Below are 16,177 nucleotides of genomic sequence, written 5' to 3'. Positions count from 1 at the left end.
TTCGTGGCAAACATCACCAGCCGAAAATCCGCAATGACTCTTTTTTCATCCCCAACCTGCATCATGAGTCATTGTGCACGTCTGGTCATCCATGAAAAAGGTGTTCCTGCCGATATCGAATTTTTTGACCCGAACGATCCGCCCGAAGATCTGCTAGAACTCAATCCCAATGGTAATGCGCCAACATTGGTGGAAAGAGATCTGGTGCTTTATGACGCGCGTATCATCATGGAGTATCTGGACGAACGTTTTCCGCACCCGGCCCTGCACCAGATGGATCCGGTGTCACGCGCCAATACCAGAATGCTGATCAAACGTATCGACCAGGAATGGTATCCGATGCTTGAGGACATCCTGACCAATGGTGAAAAAAAATCCGGTAAAACCAAAAAATCCCTCAAAGAAAGTTTACTGGCTGCCGGCCCGGTTTTTGACGCTACGCCTTATTTCATGAGTGAAGAGTATTCATTAATCGATTGTGCCATGGCACCGTTTTTATGGCGTTTGGGTAGTGTAGGTATCGATATTACCGGTCTGGGAAAAGGCATTACTGCTTATGCTAACCGCTTGTTTGCCAGAAAAGCCTTTCAGGACAGCCTGACCAACCAAGAAAAAGAAATGATGGCTGTTGCTCACAAATGACTCCACTGAAACCTTATCTAATCCGTTCCATTTACGAATGGATACTCGACAACGGCCTAACCCCGTATCTGCTGGTTAATGCCAATTTTCCTGAAGCCGTTTTACCAACTGATTTTATTGAAGACGGTAAAATTGTGCTGAATATTCGCCCGGAAGCCGTACATGGTTTAGCGCTGGATAATGACGAAATAAAATTTAACGCCCGCTTTGCCGGCAAAGCCATGGCCGTCAGTACCCCGACCAGAGCCGTGCTGGCTATTTTTGCCAAAGAAACCGGTAAAGGCATGTTTTTTGACAAAGAACATGAAGGCGAAGATGAAACCCCGCCACCAGCTCCTGTCGAGCCCAAGAAACCGCAGAAGCCGCAATTAAGAGTGGTTAAATAAGTCTATGTTTGCGACAGCAAAACGCCAAACACGTTGGGAAGCTTTGGTGGATTGCCTGGCGGCGAATCCACCCTACCCTCCCAAAAAGGGCTAAATGATCCAAATTACCCAATGTTGCCGCGTCTCTTTAAGCCAAGAAAACCTAACAAGCCAGTGCCAAGCAACCAGATTACATTGGGTTCCGGCACGGCGGCAACATTGCCGGGACTAACTGCCCATGCGTAAAACTGGCTGGTCTTGTAATTGCCGTCCTGGTAGCCATTGCGGGTACCGAAAAACCATGCGCCCTCAGGATCAGTCCCATATTCCGTACCAGACCAGTACGCAGAGGATTGGACATTGCTGAACGGACCTGAGGAAATAGAACTGCCTGCTGTACCACCCAGTTCGTTGTAAAACAGCTCACCTAGCTGACTGCTGATTTGGTTGTAACCATACAATGCATCGTTATCTGGAGTGGTGGGTAAAGCCCAATGACTGGAACCAGCGTAATGTTGGGTATCCAGGTAATTCACAAACGCTAGACCAGCCCACCAGTCTACCCTGCCGCCACTGCCGAAATCCGCAGCAGTCAGGGTGTAAGTGCCATTATCGTAAGCATTGGGGGTGTCATAGATCACACCGCTGCTGGCATTGATGATAGCGGTAACAATGTTATTGTAGCTGGTAGATTGATACGCGCCTTCCCAAGTACCTAACAGATTGGCATCTTGGATCCAGGTGGTATTGAGGCCGCTGTCGTAAATCCCTAAACCGCCGACGGTAGTGGTTAAGGTGGCTTGGGCATTGAGGCTGATGAGACTGAACAGCAGACTGGCAATCAATAAAGTTTTTCCGTGTGTCATGTGTTACTCCTTAGCTTTTATGTTTTAAATTAATAGTGACGTTGCACGACATTTGCAAACTCCAGCGCTAGGCTGGTCTCTAGACTTAAGCACACAGGTATAAGTATAAGCCATGTCTTATAGGCTAGTGGCTATTTTATGTAGGCTAATGAATTAGTATCTGGCTAGCACCTTAACAGGGCAGTCGTACCCCAGATGCTCTTGACGTTGATCATGCTTTTAACTGCATTAACCCGCCAGGACTTTCGGCTAACGGCGACAGTTATTATTGCTAACGAGGCTTGACGGGTTACGATGCACTGCACTGCGTTTAGCACATCTACAACTACTCGCTTTTAATCGGGATATTTGGACGCTGATTAGTTACAATAAAATTATGTTTGGGTTAGTTGTTGATTTATAGTGCAGTTGTAGAAGCCATCATCAAATCCCCTAACCCTGTTTTTCAAAGGGAGGAACTGGTTAGTCGGCTTTTAATCTGAGGACATTTTTTAAGCAAAAAATCTGGCAATTACCCTGTGTAAGGTTGCTGATCTTTTTTAAACAAGTACTTAGCTTAGAACCATGCGCTGCACTGCGTTTAGCACATTACAAGTACATGCTTTTTAAAGCGGTACTGGGACGCTAAGTAGTTACAAATCTGGCATCAAATGTTAACGCAAACATAGCCTTAAATAATCCCCGATCTGACTTTGGCTGCTGGTTTTCCGACATTTTCTCAATTCTACTAAAGACAGTTGCAAATCGATTGCGATAGAATGGCTATCTAGCGGTGGAGGATTAAGATCATGTCCAAAGATATTGCCTTGAATGAGGCTGAAATTGTTGCACGTCTTGCCGGCGAACTGCCGCACTGGTATTACGAAAACGGCTGGATCAGACGCAAAATCAAAACCAGCGGCTGGAAGGCCACGCTGATGGTGGTTAATACTATCGGTCATTTGGCTGAGGCTGCTTGGCATCACCCTGATTTAACGGTGTCCTATGCCTTTGTGATTGTCAAACTGGTCACCCACTCTGCCAAGGGCATTACTGAAAAAGATTTTAGCTTGGCTAAAAAAATTGAAGACGTTGTGCTATGGGACGCCGCCGCTGAATCCGGCGGGGTGTTTGAGGGTACGCCGGACGACCCGCGCTTCAAGTACATCAAAAAAGATTAATCACAGGATAAACGATATGACTGAAATAACAGAAGTGCCGAGTCCTTTCTGCGGTATCGGCACCGACGACTTGACGATACGGGTGGAAGGCACCAGCGTGACAGTCACTGCAAATGGCTGTGCGGTGAATACCCCGGCTTTTGAACGGCCTATTTCCGATACCCAACCCAGGGTGAACGGCCAGACTGTGAGTTTGGAAACAGCTGTAGCGAAGGCAGCGGAAATCTTGAGTCATACCAATCTGCCTGTGTTCAGCGCTTGTGCAACCGATGTCAATGGGATGCGAGCTTTGTTGGCTTTGGCCGATCGTACCGGTGCAGTGGTCGACAATGGTAACTTCAATAACGCCCGGCGCAATTTACTGGCTCAGCAAGATACCGGCTGGATGAACACCACCTTGGCGGAATTCAAAAATCGCTGTGATTTGTTATTAATAGTTGGTACGGATCTGGAAGGTTTTGCGCCGCGTTTCTTTGAACGCTATCTGTGGAATCCGGAAGCCATGTTCGTTGAAGACACATCCAACCGGGAAATTATCTATTTGGGCAAAAACCCATCCGGCACGGCATCAAGCTCGCCCTCCGGCCGCAAAGCCACTGTATATGCTTGTGCAGATGCTGATTTGCCTGATGTCACTGCCGCCCTTTCGGCTTTGATTCGCGGTAAAATCTTACAGGTGGAAAGCGTTGGCGGCTTGGCTATTGCTGATTTGCAAACCATTGTTGCCAAACTGAAAGCAGCAAAATACGGTATCGTCTGCTGGGGTGCGGCGGCTCTGGCATTTGATCAGGCAGAACTAACCGTACAAAGTATTTGCAGCCTGGTTAAGGACGTCAATCAACAAGGCACCCGTTGCTCCGGGTTTCCACTAGGTGGTAAAGAAGGCGATCAAACGGCCAATCAGGTCTGCGGCTGGACCACCGGATATCCGGCCAGGGTCAGTTTTGCCCGGGGTTATCCTGAATATGATCCTTATTTGTTTGAAACCCAAAGTCTGCTGAATAATGGCGAAGCCGATGCCTTGATCTGGGTACAAACTTTTAATATCACACCTCCTCCCAGCAGCCAACTCTCCACGATAGTGCTGGGCCGTTCCGGCATGAAGTTTGAGCAGGAACCCGAGGTTTTTATTCCGGTAGGCACGCCCGGCATAGACCACAACGGCCATGCTTACCGGCTGGATAATGTGGTTGCCATTCGTTTAAAAAAACTGAGAGACTCCGGTCTACCCAGCACGGCTAAAGTGTTGCAGGCCATTGAACAGATTTTGCAGGTATCGTCATGCTGATAAAACTCACCGATGGAACTATTTACGACCCTGCCAGCGGCATAGATGGCCAAAAACTGGATATTTATATCCAGGATGGCCGGATTATCGCCAAACCGGTAGAGGACTTACCGATAGACAAGGAATACAATCTGCAAGGCAAGATTGTGATGGCGGGCGCCATTGATTTGCACACCCATATCGGTGGCGGCAAAGGCAATATCGCTCGTACCTTGTTACCGGAAGACCATCGCATGGATCCGGTGGCGCGTACCAATATTACCCGCTCCGGTAACGGTCACGTGATACCCAGTACCTTTGTTACCGGCTACCGTTATGCGGAAATGGGATATACCGCCGCTTTTGAACCAGCTTTGTTACCGATCAACGCGCGTCAGGCTCACATGGAAATGGGCGATATTCCAATTCTGGATAAAGGCGGCTATGTGATGCTGGGCAGTGATGATTTTCTGTTACGGATGCTGACTGCCAAAAAAGATCAAAAAGCTATTAACGACTATGTGGCCTGGACTATCAATTCGGCTAAAGCCATAGGCGTGAAAGTGGTGAATGCCGGTGGCATCAGTGCTTTCAAATTCAACCAGCGCAAACTGGATCTGGATGAGAAAAATGCCTATTACGATGTGACACCCCGGCAAATTTTGCAAACCCTGGCTAGAGCGGTTAGAGAGATCGGTATCACCCATCCCTTGCATGTACATGGCTGTAATCTGGGCGTACCCGGCAATGTCAATACCACGCTGGATACCATAACCGGTATTGAAGGTCTGCCTATGCATCTGACCCATATTCAATTCCATAGTTACGGCAAAGAAGGCAATTTCAAGTTTTCTTCCGGCGGCGCCCAAATTGCCGAAGCCATCAATCGCAATAAAAACATTACTGCCGATGTCGGCCAGGTGATGTTTGGTCAAACGGTTACGGCTTCCGGCGATAATATGCGTCAACATTACAATCACAAATACGCCAGCCCAGACAAATGGGTGTGTATGGATATTGAGTGCGATGCCGGTTGTGGGGTGGTGCCGTTTAAATACCGCGACCAGAATTTTGTTAATGCTCTGCAATGGGCTATCGGTCTGGAAATCTTCCTGCTGGTTGAAGATCCGTGGCGGATATTCCTGACCACTGACCATCCAAACGGTGCGCCGTTCATGAGCTATCCGCATCTGATCCGGCTGCTGATGGATAAAAGTTTCCGCAATGACATGCTGGCAACTATTCATCCTGAAGCGCAAAAAATGACCACGCTGGCCTCGATTGATCGTGAATATACCTTTAACGAAATAGCGATTCTGACACGAGCCGGTGCGGCAAAAATTATCGGCTTACAACACCGTGGCGCCCTGGCTCCCGGTAACTGGGCGGATATTACTGTTTATACCGAAGATGCCGACCGGCAAAAAATGTTCACCAAACCGGATTATGTGTTTAAGGATGGCGAACTGGTGGCCAAAGACGGCGAGATTGTGCATGTTAAATGGGGCACTACCCATACTGTGAAACCGGAATTTGACCCTTCGGTAGAAAAAGACCTGCAACAGTATTTTGACCGGTTCTTGACCATGAAAGTGGGCAATTTCAAAATCAGCGACGACGAAATTACAGAAGATGGACGCGGCAGCATCACTGTGCATCCATTAAGAGGTACAGCATGATAATCAACGGCGTAACCATAGATAAAACTTTTGCCGAAGCCTTTCCGATGAAGGCGACCAGGGCCATTATCACCGCTCAAAATGAAAAATGGGCGTTGATTGCGGCGCAAGCTATGACCGGATTTGCCACTTCCGTGATCGGCTGCGGTTGTGAAGCCGGTATTGAAAAAGCTCTGGCGCCCAGCGAAACGCCGGATGGCCGTCCCGGTGTTGCCATATTGATATTCGCCATGGGCGGCAAAGGCCTGGCCAAACAGCTGGAAACCCGAGCCGGCCAATGCGTGCTGACTTCACCCACTTCGGCGCTGTTTGCCGGTATTGAAGGCGGCAAACCTATCGCTCTGGGTAAAAACCTGCGTTATTTTGGCGATGGTTTTCAAATTGCCAAAAAAATCGGCGGCAAGCGCTATTGGCGGGTGCCGGTAATGGATGGCGAGTTTTTGGCTGAAGCGACTACCGGCATGGTGGAAGCTGTGGGCGGCGGTAATTTTTTAGTGCTGGCAGAATCCCAACCGCAGGCACTGGCAGCTTGTGAAGCAGCTATTGAAGCCATGAGGGCTGTACCTAATGTGATTATGCCTTTCCCCGGCGGTGTGGTGCGTTCCGGCTCTAAAGTCGGTTCAAAATATCCGACCTTGGGAGCATCTACCAACGATGCGTTCTGCCCTACCCTGAAAGGGGTGACCAAAACCGATTTATCAGCGGAAATTGAGTCGGTGATGGAAATCGTGATTGACGGCTTGAGCAAAGAGGATATTGATAAAGCCATGCGTGCCGGTATCCAGGCTATTTGCGAACTGGGCGCAGCCAACGGTATTAAACGGATCAGTGCCGGTAATTATGGCGGTAAACTTGGCCCCTATCACTTTCATTTGCAGGAGATTATGGCATGAGCGCCTTAACGTTTACAGTGAAACGCCCAACCGAGCAGCGTATCGATCTGTCGCCGCTGGTCTGTCAAAAACTCCGGGATCTGGAACTAAGCCAGATTGCCGCGCTGAAATTACAAACCGGCAATAAACTGGTACGGGTTGATGAGCTGTTTGATGTGAGCGGTACTGACAGCCAGAATATCGTTATTGAAGGTGGGTTTTATAAACTGGATTATATCGGCAAAGAACTGGACGGCGGCAGTATTAGCGTCAACGGTGATGCCGGTGCCTATTTGGGCCAGGGCATGAAGGCCGGCACGATTAAAGTCAGTGGTAATGCCGGGATTTACGCGGCCTGTGAGCTGAAAAACGGTTATCTGGAAATCGGCGGCGATGTCGGCGATTTCGTGGGCGGCGCTTTGCCCGGCAACAAACAGGGTATGAAAGGCGGTACGGTGCTGGTGAAAGGCAATGCCGGCAGCCGGGTTGGCGATCACCTGCGCCGTGGACAAATCCTGATTGAAGGCAATGCTGGTGATTATCTGGGTTCCCGGATGATAGCCGGTACCATTGCCGTGATGGGTAACACTGGCCGTTATGCCGGTTACGCCATGCGTCGCGGTACCTTGCTGTTATGGAATCAACCGCAGATTTCTGCAACCTTTAATGACTGTGGTACGCATACACTGGCATTTTTGCCTTTGTTGTTTGCGTCGTATAAAGATTTAAATTCGCGCTTTGCCGATGCCACAGTTGCGTTTAACCGGGTGCGCCGCTTTGGTGGTGATCTGGCTGAAACCGGACGCGGCGAGATTTTGGTAAAAGCTTAACGTAATTATTTGGCGTAATGTTGTATGGCGTTTTTTTAAACCAGTAGCAGTGTGTTTAGCGCGTCCTGCAAGTGCCTGTTTTAGGCAGAGTTTGCGTTGATAGTTGATTTTGGTTGAAGCGGGATATTGTTGAATCCCGCTGACACTGATTTGATTGAGGCTACGCTGCGAACCCCTCGATTCCACTACGTTGCATCGAGGCTACGGGTTTCGATGATGCCGGCTATGGTAGCCGCGCTACGCAGGGTGTTGTTGATGCGGTACAGGATTTTGTTGAACCCGGCTGACTCTGGTTTGATAAAGGCTACGCTGCGAACCCCTCGATTCCACTACGTTGCATCGAGGCTACGGGTTGCGATGATGCAGGCTATGGTAGCCCATTGTGCAGGGTGTTTTTGGGATAGTTAAACGCCAAACACCCGCGAAGTTTTGGTGGGTTTCCTTCCATCCGGTTAAATTCAGCCCGCTAATCATGTCTTTGCAACTCACCACTAGTAATCACAATCGAGATATCGCCGGACTGCGTTATGTGTATCCGGTATTGTCTCGCCGGGCCGGCGGGTTGTCGATAGGCATTAATCTGAATCCGAACAATGCCTGTAACTGGCGCTGCATTTATTGCCAGGTGCCGGGATTGACGCGAGGCACGGCCCCGGATATAGATCTGGCCTTATTGGCTAGCGAATTGCGTGGTTTTCTTGATTATGTGCAATCCGGGGAGTTTTACCGGGATTTTAAGGTCGAGGCGGCACAGCAGTGCATTAAGGATGTTGCCATTTCCGGGAATGGTGAACCCAGCAGTGTGAAAAATTTTGCCGAGGTAATCCACCTGCTGGGCGATATTGCCAGTAGCGCTGGTATTTTCCCGGCAGCAAAATTTGTGCTGATCAGCAACGGCAGTCTGATTCAGCAAAGCAATGTCCAGGAGGGTTTACGGGCATTGGCTCAATACCAGGGCGAACTTTGGTTTAAGCTGGATAGCGCCAGTTTTGCCGGGCGCAAGCTGGTTAATAATACGGTGCTAGGCCAAGCAAGACTGTTGGAACACCTGAAAATTGCCAGGGCTTTATGTCCTACCAAGCTGCAAACTTGTATGTTGCAGTATCGGGGGCAATTATGGACGGCTAGTGAAAAACAGGCTTATTTAGAATTGTTGAAAGCGCTGCCGGCAGCCGGCATTCTGATCCGGCAGATCATGCTGTACAGCATAGCCCGGCAGTCGTTTCAACCGGAAGCAGACGAGTTGCAAGCTATGCCCTTGGCGGAAATGCAGGCCTTTGCCGACCAGATCAGCGCCTTGGGTTATCAGGTTAGTGTCAGCGCCTAAGTATAAGCGCATATGGGCAGGCATAAGGCCTGCCCACCTCCATCAGGACTATTTCTTTCTGAATTTGCCGTAAAGGGCTTTAAGCGCCGGGATGCCCTGCTCATTGGCTTTGGTCCAAAGCGATAAGCCCAACTTTTTAGTCAAGGCCACTAGCTTGTACCAAAAATCTTCGCCGCCTAACTGTTTAAATTTGCCTTCGACATAAACACTCCATTGCGGGTAACGCTCGCCTTTTGAATTGACAAAGGCCAGATCAAACCACCACATTTCCAAGAGTGACACTATCCACATAAAACCAAAGGATATCGCCATACCGGAACCTGCCAGCATCACCAACCAGGCAAAGCTGGGCGACAGTTTGGTCAGCCACCAGGAAACGATGTCCGCCAACAAAAACACATAAGGCATACCAATAGCCAAGGATTTGTATCTGACCGTACTGGTTTCGCTAAAGCTGAATATCAGCCCCACGAACATGAAGATAAAGGCGATACCAAATAAATGGATATGCGAGACTCTGGTCAGCGAACTGAAGGTTGCCCCCTCATCCTGACTGGCCAATTCTTTTAACACTTTGAAGTCGGTAAAATCCGGAACCGGTGCGCCTTTGCTGTGACACATCACACAACGGTCCTGGATGATTTTTTCCACACCGGTTTCGCTAAATTCCTGACGATCGGCACCATCACGCACCCATTGAATAATCTGAAAGCGTTCCTGATCGGAGGCATTATCCTTCATGGAGCCGTTAAGCTTGGTTTCCAGCATACTGCCGGAACGGTTGCCGTAATAACTATAGACGATATCATCGATAGACAGGCCAAATTTGCCGTCGGCCATACCGTGAGTAAACAGAATCTGAATGATGGCTACCAGATAGCCTATAGCTACGGTACTGAGGTAACCGGTAAATAAAACTTTTTGAGGAGTGTTGAGTTGTCTTAAGCTAGGGAATTCGTTTGCCATAGTAGGGTACGATTATAGCGGAGGAGGTTTGATTATAGTCCCAAAATATAGCGAGTGGCTACAAAATATTGATAACAATACAAAATTTAGGGATATAGCATTTATCCCTGCAATGATTGACGCTAAAATCAGCCGATTTTTTTTAAAATCACTCTGGCTTTAGAACGGCTATGTTTGGGTTAACAGTTGATTGGGCAAAGGTGGTAGAGGCGGGATCGCACCCGCATCTTGGATAAAGGCTAGGCTGCGAACCTCCTCGATTCCACTGCGTTGCATCGAGGCTACATTCGCCTTAATCAGAAAGGGGATGGGCAAAGCCAATTTGGCTAGATTTTAGGCATAAAAAAGGCTCCGTGAAGAGCCTTTTCTGTGGAGTTTTACACTTATTTGGCTTGAACGTTTGTTGCTGTCAAACCTTTGGGACCGGACTCAATCTCGAATTGTACGGATTGACCTGGTGATAAGGTTTTAAAGCCTTCGCCCAAAATCACCGAGTGGTGTACAAAAACATCCTCACTCCCTTCTGTTGGCTGAATAAAACCGAAGCCTTTGGTGTTATTAAACCACTTCACAGTACCTGTTGCCATTTAGAAAACTCCTACAAATTAAAACTAATGATGACACAGCAGTGGAATTATGAATGTTAACCATGGCCGTATCATCCAAAATTCAGTAGCTGTGCGGGTCTAATTGTACTGTGATTTGGCTTTGATAGCTATGCTGTGTTGCTGGTTGCCGCTAATATTAAGAGCTAAGCCGAATGAATTATCTGTTAATTTTTGTGGAAAATGAGTTGGTGTCCTTGAAAACATAAGGGGATTGCCCCATTTCAGCAGCATCATACAATTCCTTGAGGTACGCAAATGCGAATGGATAAATTAACCAGTAAATTTCAGTTGGCGCTGGCCGATGCGCAAAGCCTGGCACTGGGTAAAGATCAGCAATTTATTGATCCTTTACATGTCATGCTGGCACTCATCGACCAGGAAGGCGGCAGCATCAGGCCTTTACTGGTACAAACCGGCGCTCAGATTAATAGCCTGCGTAAGGATTTACAGCAAGCCATCGACAGGTTGGCCAGTGTGGCCGGCACCGGTGGTGATGTGCAAATTTCCAACGAGTTGAGCCGCATCCTGAATTTAACCGACAAACTGGCGCAAAAACGTCAGGATGCGTTTATTTCCAGTGAGCTGTTTTTGCTGGCTGCGCTGGACAGCAAAGGTACGCTGCAAACCCTGTTGAAACAGGCTGGTGTGACTCAGGCGGCGGTGGAAAAAGCCATAGACAATATGCGCGGCGGGCAAAATGTGAATGATGCCAATGCCGAAGATCAGCGTCAGGCTTTGAAAAAATACACCATCAACCTGACCAAGCGCGCCGAACAGGGCAAGCTTGATCCGGTGATTGGTCGTGACGACGAAATCCGCCGCACCATTCAGGTGTTACAACGCCGCACCAAAAATAATCCGGTGCTGATTGGTGAACCCGGCGTGGGTAAAACCGCTATTGTGGAAGGTCTGGCGCAACGTATCGTCAACGGCGAAGTGCCGGAAGGTATTAAGGGTAAGCAATTGCTGTCGTTGGATATGGCGGCGCTGATAGCCGGCGCCAAGTTTCGTGGCGACTTTGAAGAGCGTCTTAAAGCTGTCTTAAGCGATGTAGCGAAGCTGGAGGGCCAGGTGATTCTGTTTATCGACGAACTGCATACCATGGTTGGTGCCGGTAAAGCCGAAGGCGCGATGGATGCCGGCAATATGCTGAAACCGGCACTGGCGCGCGGTGAGCTGCATTGCGTGGGTGCCACCACTCTGGACGAATACCGCCAATACATCGAAAAAGACGCGGCGTTGGAACGGCGCTTTCAAAAAGTGCAGGTGGATGAACCGAGTGTGGCCGACACTATCGCGATTTTGCGCGGCCTGAAAGAGCGTTATGAGATTCATCACAGCGTGGATATTACCGACCCGGCCATCGTGGCGGCGGCAACCCTGTCGCATCGCTATATTGCCGACCGGCAGTTGCCGGACAAGGCGATTGATCTGATAGACGAGGCGGCCAGTAAAATTCGTATGGAGATGGATTCCAAACCGGAAGAAATGGATAAGCTGGACAGGCGTTTGATTCAGTTAAAAATTGAACGTGAAGCGATGAAAAATGAAAATGATGCTGCATCGATAAAGCGTCTGGATATTTTGCATCAGGAAATTGCCGAACTGGAAAAAGTTTATTCCGATCTGGATGAAGTGTGGAAAGCCGAAAAAGCTGCCCTGCAAGGCACATCTTCGATTAAGGAAAAGCTGGAACATGTGCGGCTGGAACTGGAAGCAGCGCGGCGGGCGCAGGATTATGGCCGTATGTCTGAACTGCAATACGGCGAGTTGCCGAGACTGGAAAAAGAACTGGAAATTGCCGCGCAGGCCGAACAACAGCAAACTACTTTAGTGCGCAGCAGGGTAACCGAAGAGGAAATTGCCGAAATCGTTTCCAAATGGACCGGTATCCCGGTGTCAAAAATGATGGAAGGCGAGCGGGAAAAATTGCTGCGCATGGAAGAAGAACTGGGTCATAGGGTCATCGGTCAGCAGGAAGCCCTGAAAGCGGTCAGCAACGCGATTCGCCGCTCACGGGCCGGCTTATCCGACCCCAACCGGCCTAATGGTTCCTTCCTGTTCCTGGGGCCGACCGGGGTGGGTAAAACCGAGTTGTGCAAAGCGCTGGCCGAATTTATGTTTGACACCGAAGAGGCCATGGTGCGGATTGATATGTCCGAGTTTATGGAGAAACATTCCGTAGCGCGGCTGATTGGCGCACCGCCCGGCTATGTAGGCTATGAAGAAGGCGGTTATCTGACCGAGGCGGTGCGGCGCAAACCTTATTCGGTAATTTTGCTGGATGAAATTGAAAAAGCCCATGCCGATGTGTTTAACATCCTATTACAGGTGCTGGACGATGGCCGCTTGACCGATGGCCAGGGCCGCACCGTGGATTTTAGAAACACGGTAATCGTGATGACCTCTAACCTGGGTTCACAACTGATTCAGGAACTGGCCGGCGAAGAAAACTATGTGGCGATGAAGGATGCGGTAATGGAAATTGTGGCCCAACATTTCCGTCCTGAATTTATTAACCGGATTGACGAGGCGGTGGTGTTTCATCCGCTGGATGAGAGACAAATCCGCGCCATTAGTGAAATTCAGATCGACCTGTTGCGGCAGCGTTTACAGGACAAAGACATTGGCCTGGAAATTACCGAAGCTGCACTGGATTTGCTTGGCGAAGCCGGTTTTGACCCTGTGTATGGGGCAAGACCGTTGAAACGGGCGATTCAACGTCAGTTGGAAAATCCGCTGGCTAATCAACTGCTGTCCGGTAACTATGTGCCTGGGGATGTGATTAAGGTCGATGTGGCTGGGGATGGGCTGGTGTTTGGTAAGTAAGGGATAGGTTTTTATTGGGTCGGGTGAGACCACCCTGGCTTTGGGGCTGGGGTGGTTTTTTATTGTCTTAACTTAATTGCCGTTATCGGCCACTTTGCGACACTCAAGAATTTAAGTGTATGGCGGCGATAGAATCGAAAGCAGTCTTTTAAAGTTTGAGCTAACCGGCGTGCATAAGTGGCACGAAGCGCCGCCTATGCACGTCCGTGTTGAGCGAGTTGTCATGCGGCATGTGAGTACTAGCTTTCATGGGATCCAGGTTGTCCGAAGAGATATTTACCTGTATACCAAACCGCTCGCCCGAAGTTGTGGATCAGCTGCTCACCTTGTCTTAGGTGCGAGCGGCTTTGGTCAATGCCTGCAAGCTTGATTGCATCTGTAATTTTTGATCCGGTCGGATGTGCATCACCGACGCGCATATCATAAGCACCAGCAATCTCGGAAAAGACTTGGCGAGCCTTATCGGCCCCAATTTTCTGGGACAGAATATCTTGCAGAAGCTTGTTTGATCCAAGCTTTTCTTTTTCCGCGTGGGTTGAAAGTTTGCGGAGATCGCGAATGTTGAGTCGGTCGGAGAATGCACGGACAAGCTCTTTCGCCAGCCTTAGCAATGACGCCTGGTCCTTGCTATGGAAACGAGATACCTGCTGCATAACTGATTCGTCATCGATATCGTGGCTGAACAAGTCAACACCGAACCTTTCTCGGAAGCCTTGTTCGAGCATTCGCATGCTCCCAAAGAACATTTCCTCTACAGCGTGTGTGGACGCCGGTTGAGCCTTGACTTGCGCCGACAACAATTCTCCTGAGACCTTCCCATCGGGAGCAACGTTATGGGCAGCCCAGACATGCTGTTCCCAAGGTGGGAGACGAGCGATGTCGTAAGCGTAGACTGTTAGTAAATCAGCAGAATTAATACCGAAGTGAGTGGCGTAGCTAGAGGCCGAGCAAATAGCACCGGTCTCCGCCGTGTACCACTTAAGGGCGAAGCCGCGGTGGCCTAGAAGGTCGGTCACTACACTTGAACGAAACCAAAGCCATCGACCAATATCCTCGTTATCCAACTCGGAAGATCCTATGCGTTTGCCGTTAGTCTCGACAATAAACTGAGGGAGACTCGTGTCTGCATCTCCCCCCGCGTCAGACTAGTTGTCGTCTCAAATTTTTAAAGCCAATAAAATTTGAGATTAGAGATGAAAACATATACAAGGTATTCTGAAGACTTCAAAGAGCAAGCTCTGAGAAAAGTTTACAACCGTGGAAACGACCAATCGATTCAGGATATTGCGAAGGACTTGAACGTTTGCTGGCAAACCCTAAAAACATGGATGAAAAAAGCTAAATTGCATAACTCCCGAGATCTACCGTCGAAATCGAAACGCCCTGATGATTGGCGTCCTGAAGAACGTCTCTCAGCGTTACAGAAATCTTATGGCTTGAACGGGGAAGACTTGAATGCCTGGTGCCGTGAACAAGGGTTATTCGTTCATCAGCTTGAGCAGTGGAAAGCTGAATTCTGTCGTCAGGGTGGCGTATCTGAAAAAGGTGAAGTGCATACCCTAAAAGCGGAAATTCATACCCTGGAGCGAGAGTTGTTACGCAAAGACAAAGCCTTAGCAGAAGCCGCCGCGCTGTTGGTTCTGCAAAAAAAGTTCCGAGCGCTCTTGGGGGGAGAGGTCGAATGACTGCCCACGAAGAGCGCAAGCAAGTAATTGTTTTACTGAATGAATCGATAATAGCGGGTGCGCGGCAAGCCCAAGCTTGTGAAGTGCTGGGTTTAAGCGAACGCACCTTGCAGCGCTGGCAGACCGGTGAGACCGTTCATTGTGATCAACGTCCATTACGTGAATATCAACCGCCGCATAAGCTTACCGTCATGGAGCGAGCCGAGGTGTTGGCTGTTGCCAATTCCGATGAATTTGGGCATCTGCCGCCGAGTCAGATCGTACCTCGGCTGGCCGATCAAGGCCGCTATCTGGCTTCTGAATCGACATTCTATCGCGTACTGCGAGCAGAAAACCAATTGGCACACCGTCGCAGTGAACGCCCTGCTCAATCCCGCACTAAACCGCGTGCCCTCTGTGCCACCGTACCTAACCAACTTTATAGCTGGGATATTACCTATCTGCCATCAGCAATCCGTGGACAGTTTTTCTATCTTTACCTGTTTGTGGATATTTTCAGCCGAAAGATCGTGGGTTGGCAGGTGTTTGAAGAGGAAAGCAGTACCTTGGCAGGCGAATTGTTACGTGACCTGTGCCATCGTGAGGGGATACAGCCCAAACAGCTGATACTGCACTCTGATAACGGTAGCCCCATGAAAGGCGCTACCATGCTGGCAACCTTGCAACAACTCGGTGTCATGCCCTCGTTAAGTCGGCCTTCGGTTAGCAACGACAATCCTTACTCAGAATCGCTCTTTAAGACCTTAAAATACCGGCCAAACTATCCGTTAAAGCCGTTTGCAAAGGTGACGGATGCTCGTGACTGGGTAACGAGACTGGTGGAATGGTACAACCACGAGCATCGCCACAGCGCCATCCGGTTTGTCACGCCAGCGCAACGCCATGAAGGCTTAGATCAAGGCCTACTGGTTAAGCGTAAAGCCGTTTATGAGGCTGCCCGTGATCGAAACCCGAAGCGATGGACTGGTAACACGCGGAATTGGGATTGCATCCAAGCAGTCCACCTTAATCCTGATAAGCCAGTGACTAACAGTAAACCTAATACAGAGGAGACAACTCAGAACAAAAATGCCGCTTAAGA

At 49.3% G+C, this 16,177-nt stretch carries 13 protein-coding genes and 1 pseudogene; 10 read left to right on the top strand and 4 right to left on the bottom strand.

The window, feature by feature from the left end:
* Positions 1–33 precede the first annotated feature (33 nt).
* Positions 34–642, top strand: a complete 609-nt coding sequence (locus tag KEF85_RS01290) for a glutathione S-transferase N-terminal domain-containing protein (protein ID WP_215582819.1) — start codon at positions 34–36, stop codon at positions 640–642.
* Positions 639–1,028: a ClpXP protease specificity-enhancing factor gene (locus KEF85_RS01285; protein WP_215582817.1), complete on the top strand. Its 390-nt coding sequence runs from the start codon at positions 639–641 to the stop codon at positions 1,026–1,028. The genes KEF85_RS01290 and KEF85_RS01285 overlap by 4 nt, the downstream gene beginning before the upstream one ends.
* A 104-nt stretch (positions 1,029–1,132) precedes the next feature.
* On the opposite strand, the gene KEF85_RS01280 is transcribed toward KEF85_RS01285, so the two are convergent.
* A complete protein-coding gene (locus KEF85_RS01280) occupies positions 1,133–1,873 on the bottom strand; it encodes an Lcl domain-containing protein (protein WP_215584931.1) in 741 nt (246 codons plus the stop codon).
* A gap of 788 nt (positions 1,874–2,661) precedes the next feature.
* On the opposite strand from KEF85_RS01280, the gene KEF85_RS01275 reads away from it, so the two are divergent.
* The 6 genes from KEF85_RS01275 to KEF85_RS01250 all read left to right on the top strand — a co-directional run bounded on the left by KEF85_RS01275 (position 2,662) and on the right by KEF85_RS01250 (position 9,008).
* Positions 2,662–3,033 (top strand): 4a-hydroxytetrahydrobiopterin dehydratase, encoded by a 372-nt coding sequence (locus tag KEF85_RS01275; protein ID WP_215582815.1) that lies wholly within the window; start codon positions 2,662–2,664, stop codon positions 3,031–3,033.
* A gap of 16 nt (positions 3,034–3,049) precedes the next feature.
* Positions 3,050–4,321, top strand: coding sequence for a formylmethanofuran dehydrogenase subunit B (locus KEF85_RS01270; RefSeq protein WP_215582813.1), 1,272 nt, complete (start codon positions 3,050–3,052; stop codon positions 4,319–4,321).
* Positions 4,315–5,979: a formylmethanofuran dehydrogenase subunit A gene (locus KEF85_RS01265; protein ID WP_215582811.1), complete on the top strand. Its 1,665-nt coding sequence runs from the start codon at positions 4,315–4,317 to the stop codon at positions 5,977–5,979. The genes KEF85_RS01270 and KEF85_RS01265 overlap by 7 nt, the downstream gene beginning before the upstream one ends.
* Positions 5,976–6,872, top strand: a complete 897-nt coding sequence (gene fhcD, locus KEF85_RS01260) for a formylmethanofuran--tetrahydromethanopterin N-formyltransferase (RefSeq protein ID WP_215582810.1) — start codon at positions 5,976–5,978, stop codon at positions 6,870–6,872. Before KEF85_RS01265 ends, fhcD begins: the two co-directional genes overlap by 4 nt.
* Positions 6,869–7,681 (top strand): formylmethanofuran dehydrogenase subunit C, encoded by an 813-nt coding sequence (locus KEF85_RS01255; protein ID WP_215582807.1) that lies wholly within the window; start codon positions 6,869–6,871, stop codon positions 7,679–7,681. Before fhcD ends, KEF85_RS01255 begins: the two co-directional genes overlap by 4 nt.
* A gap of 472 nt (positions 7,682–8,153) precedes the next feature.
* On the top strand, positions 8,154–9,008 hold the full coding sequence (locus KEF85_RS01250) for a radical SAM protein (protein WP_215582805.1): 855 nt from the start codon (positions 8,154–8,156) through the stop codon (positions 9,006–9,008).
* A 48-nt stretch (positions 9,009–9,056) separates the two neighbouring features.
* On the opposite strand, the gene KEF85_RS01245 is transcribed toward KEF85_RS01250, so the two are convergent.
* Positions 9,057–9,974, bottom strand: coding sequence for a hypothetical protein (locus KEF85_RS01245; RefSeq protein WP_215582803.1), 918 nt, complete (start codon positions 9,972–9,974; stop codon positions 9,057–9,059).
* Between the two features lie 383 nt (positions 9,975–10,357).
* On the bottom strand, positions 10,358–10,561 hold the full coding sequence (locus KEF85_RS01240) for a cold-shock protein (RefSeq protein WP_215582801.1): 204 nt from the start codon (positions 10,559–10,561) through the stop codon (positions 10,358–10,360).
* A 276-nt stretch (positions 10,562–10,837) separates the two neighbouring features.
* On the opposite strand from KEF85_RS01240, the gene clpB reads away from it, so the two are divergent.
* Positions 10,838–13,411 (top strand): ATP-dependent chaperone ClpB, encoded by a 2,574-nt coding sequence (gene clpB, locus KEF85_RS01235; protein ID WP_215582799.1) that lies wholly within the window; start codon positions 10,838–10,840, stop codon positions 13,409–13,411.
* Positions 13,412–13,650: 239 nt separating this feature from the next.
* On the opposite strand, the gene KEF85_RS01230 is transcribed toward clpB, so the two are convergent.
* Positions 13,651–14,475 carry a hypothetical protein gene (locus KEF85_RS01230; RefSeq protein WP_215582797.1) on the bottom strand — a complete coding sequence of 275 codons (825 nt, stop codon included), beginning with the start codon at positions 14,473–14,475 and terminating at the stop codon, positions 13,651–13,653.
* A 129-nt stretch (positions 14,476–14,604) separates the two neighbouring features.
* Between KEF85_RS01230 and KEF85_RS01225 the strand changes: the two are divergent.
* Positions 14,605–16,175, top strand: a pseudogene (locus KEF85_RS01225) (IS3 family transposase).
* Positions 16,176–16,177 lie beyond the last annotated feature (2 nt).

Origin of the sequence: Methylomonas paludis, from assembly GCF_018734325.1 — a bacterium.
Taxonomy (GTDB): domain Bacteria; phylum Pseudomonadota; class Gammaproteobacteria; order Methylococcales; family Methylomonadaceae; genus Methylomonas; species Methylomonas paludis.
Note: the sequence above shows the minus strand (reverse complement) of the source record. Positions and strands in the feature narration are given on the sequence as shown.

What these genes read in the sequence shown, in the direction of transcription:
- KEF85_RS01290 (WP_215582819.1), top strand. Translation starts at nt 34, where the DNA reads ATGACTCTTTTTTCATCCCCAACCTGCATCATGAGTCATTGTGCACGT.
- KEF85_RS01285 (WP_215582817.1), top strand. Translation starts at nt 639, where the DNA reads ATGACTCCACTGAAACCTTATCTAATCCGTTCCATTTACGAATGGATA.
- KEF85_RS01280 (WP_215584931.1), bottom strand. Translation starts at nt 1,873, where the DNA reads ATGACACACGGAAAAACTTTATTGATTGCCAGTCTGCTGTTCAGTCTC.
- KEF85_RS01275 (WP_215582815.1), top strand. Translation starts at nt 2,662, where the DNA reads ATGTCCAAAGATATTGCCTTGAATGAGGCTGAAATTGTTGCACGTCTT.
- KEF85_RS01270 (WP_215582813.1), top strand. Translation starts at nt 3,050, where the DNA reads ATGACTGAAATAACAGAAGTGCCGAGTCCTTTCTGCGGTATCGGCACC.
- KEF85_RS01265 (WP_215582811.1), top strand. Translation starts at nt 4,315, where the DNA reads ATGCTGATAAAACTCACCGATGGAACTATTTACGACCCTGCCAGCGGC.
- fhcD (WP_215582810.1), top strand. Translation starts at nt 5,976, where the DNA reads ATGATAATCAACGGCGTAACCATAGATAAAACTTTTGCCGAAGCCTTT.
- KEF85_RS01255 (WP_215582807.1), top strand. Translation starts at nt 6,869, where the DNA reads ATGAGCGCCTTAACGTTTACAGTGAAACGCCCAACCGAGCAGCGTATC.
- KEF85_RS01250 (WP_215582805.1), top strand. Translation starts at nt 8,154, where the DNA reads ATGTCTTTGCAACTCACCACTAGTAATCACAATCGAGATATCGCCGGA.
- KEF85_RS01245 (WP_215582803.1), bottom strand. Translation starts at nt 9,974, where the DNA reads ATGGCAAACGAATTCCCTAGCTTAAGACAACTCAACACTCCTCAAAAA.
- KEF85_RS01240 (WP_215582801.1), bottom strand. Translation starts at nt 10,561, where the DNA reads ATGGCAACAGGTACTGTGAAGTGGTTTAATAACACCAAAGGCTTCGGT.
- clpB (WP_215582799.1), top strand. Translation starts at nt 10,838, where the DNA reads ATGCGAATGGATAAATTAACCAGTAAATTTCAGTTGGCGCTGGCCGAT.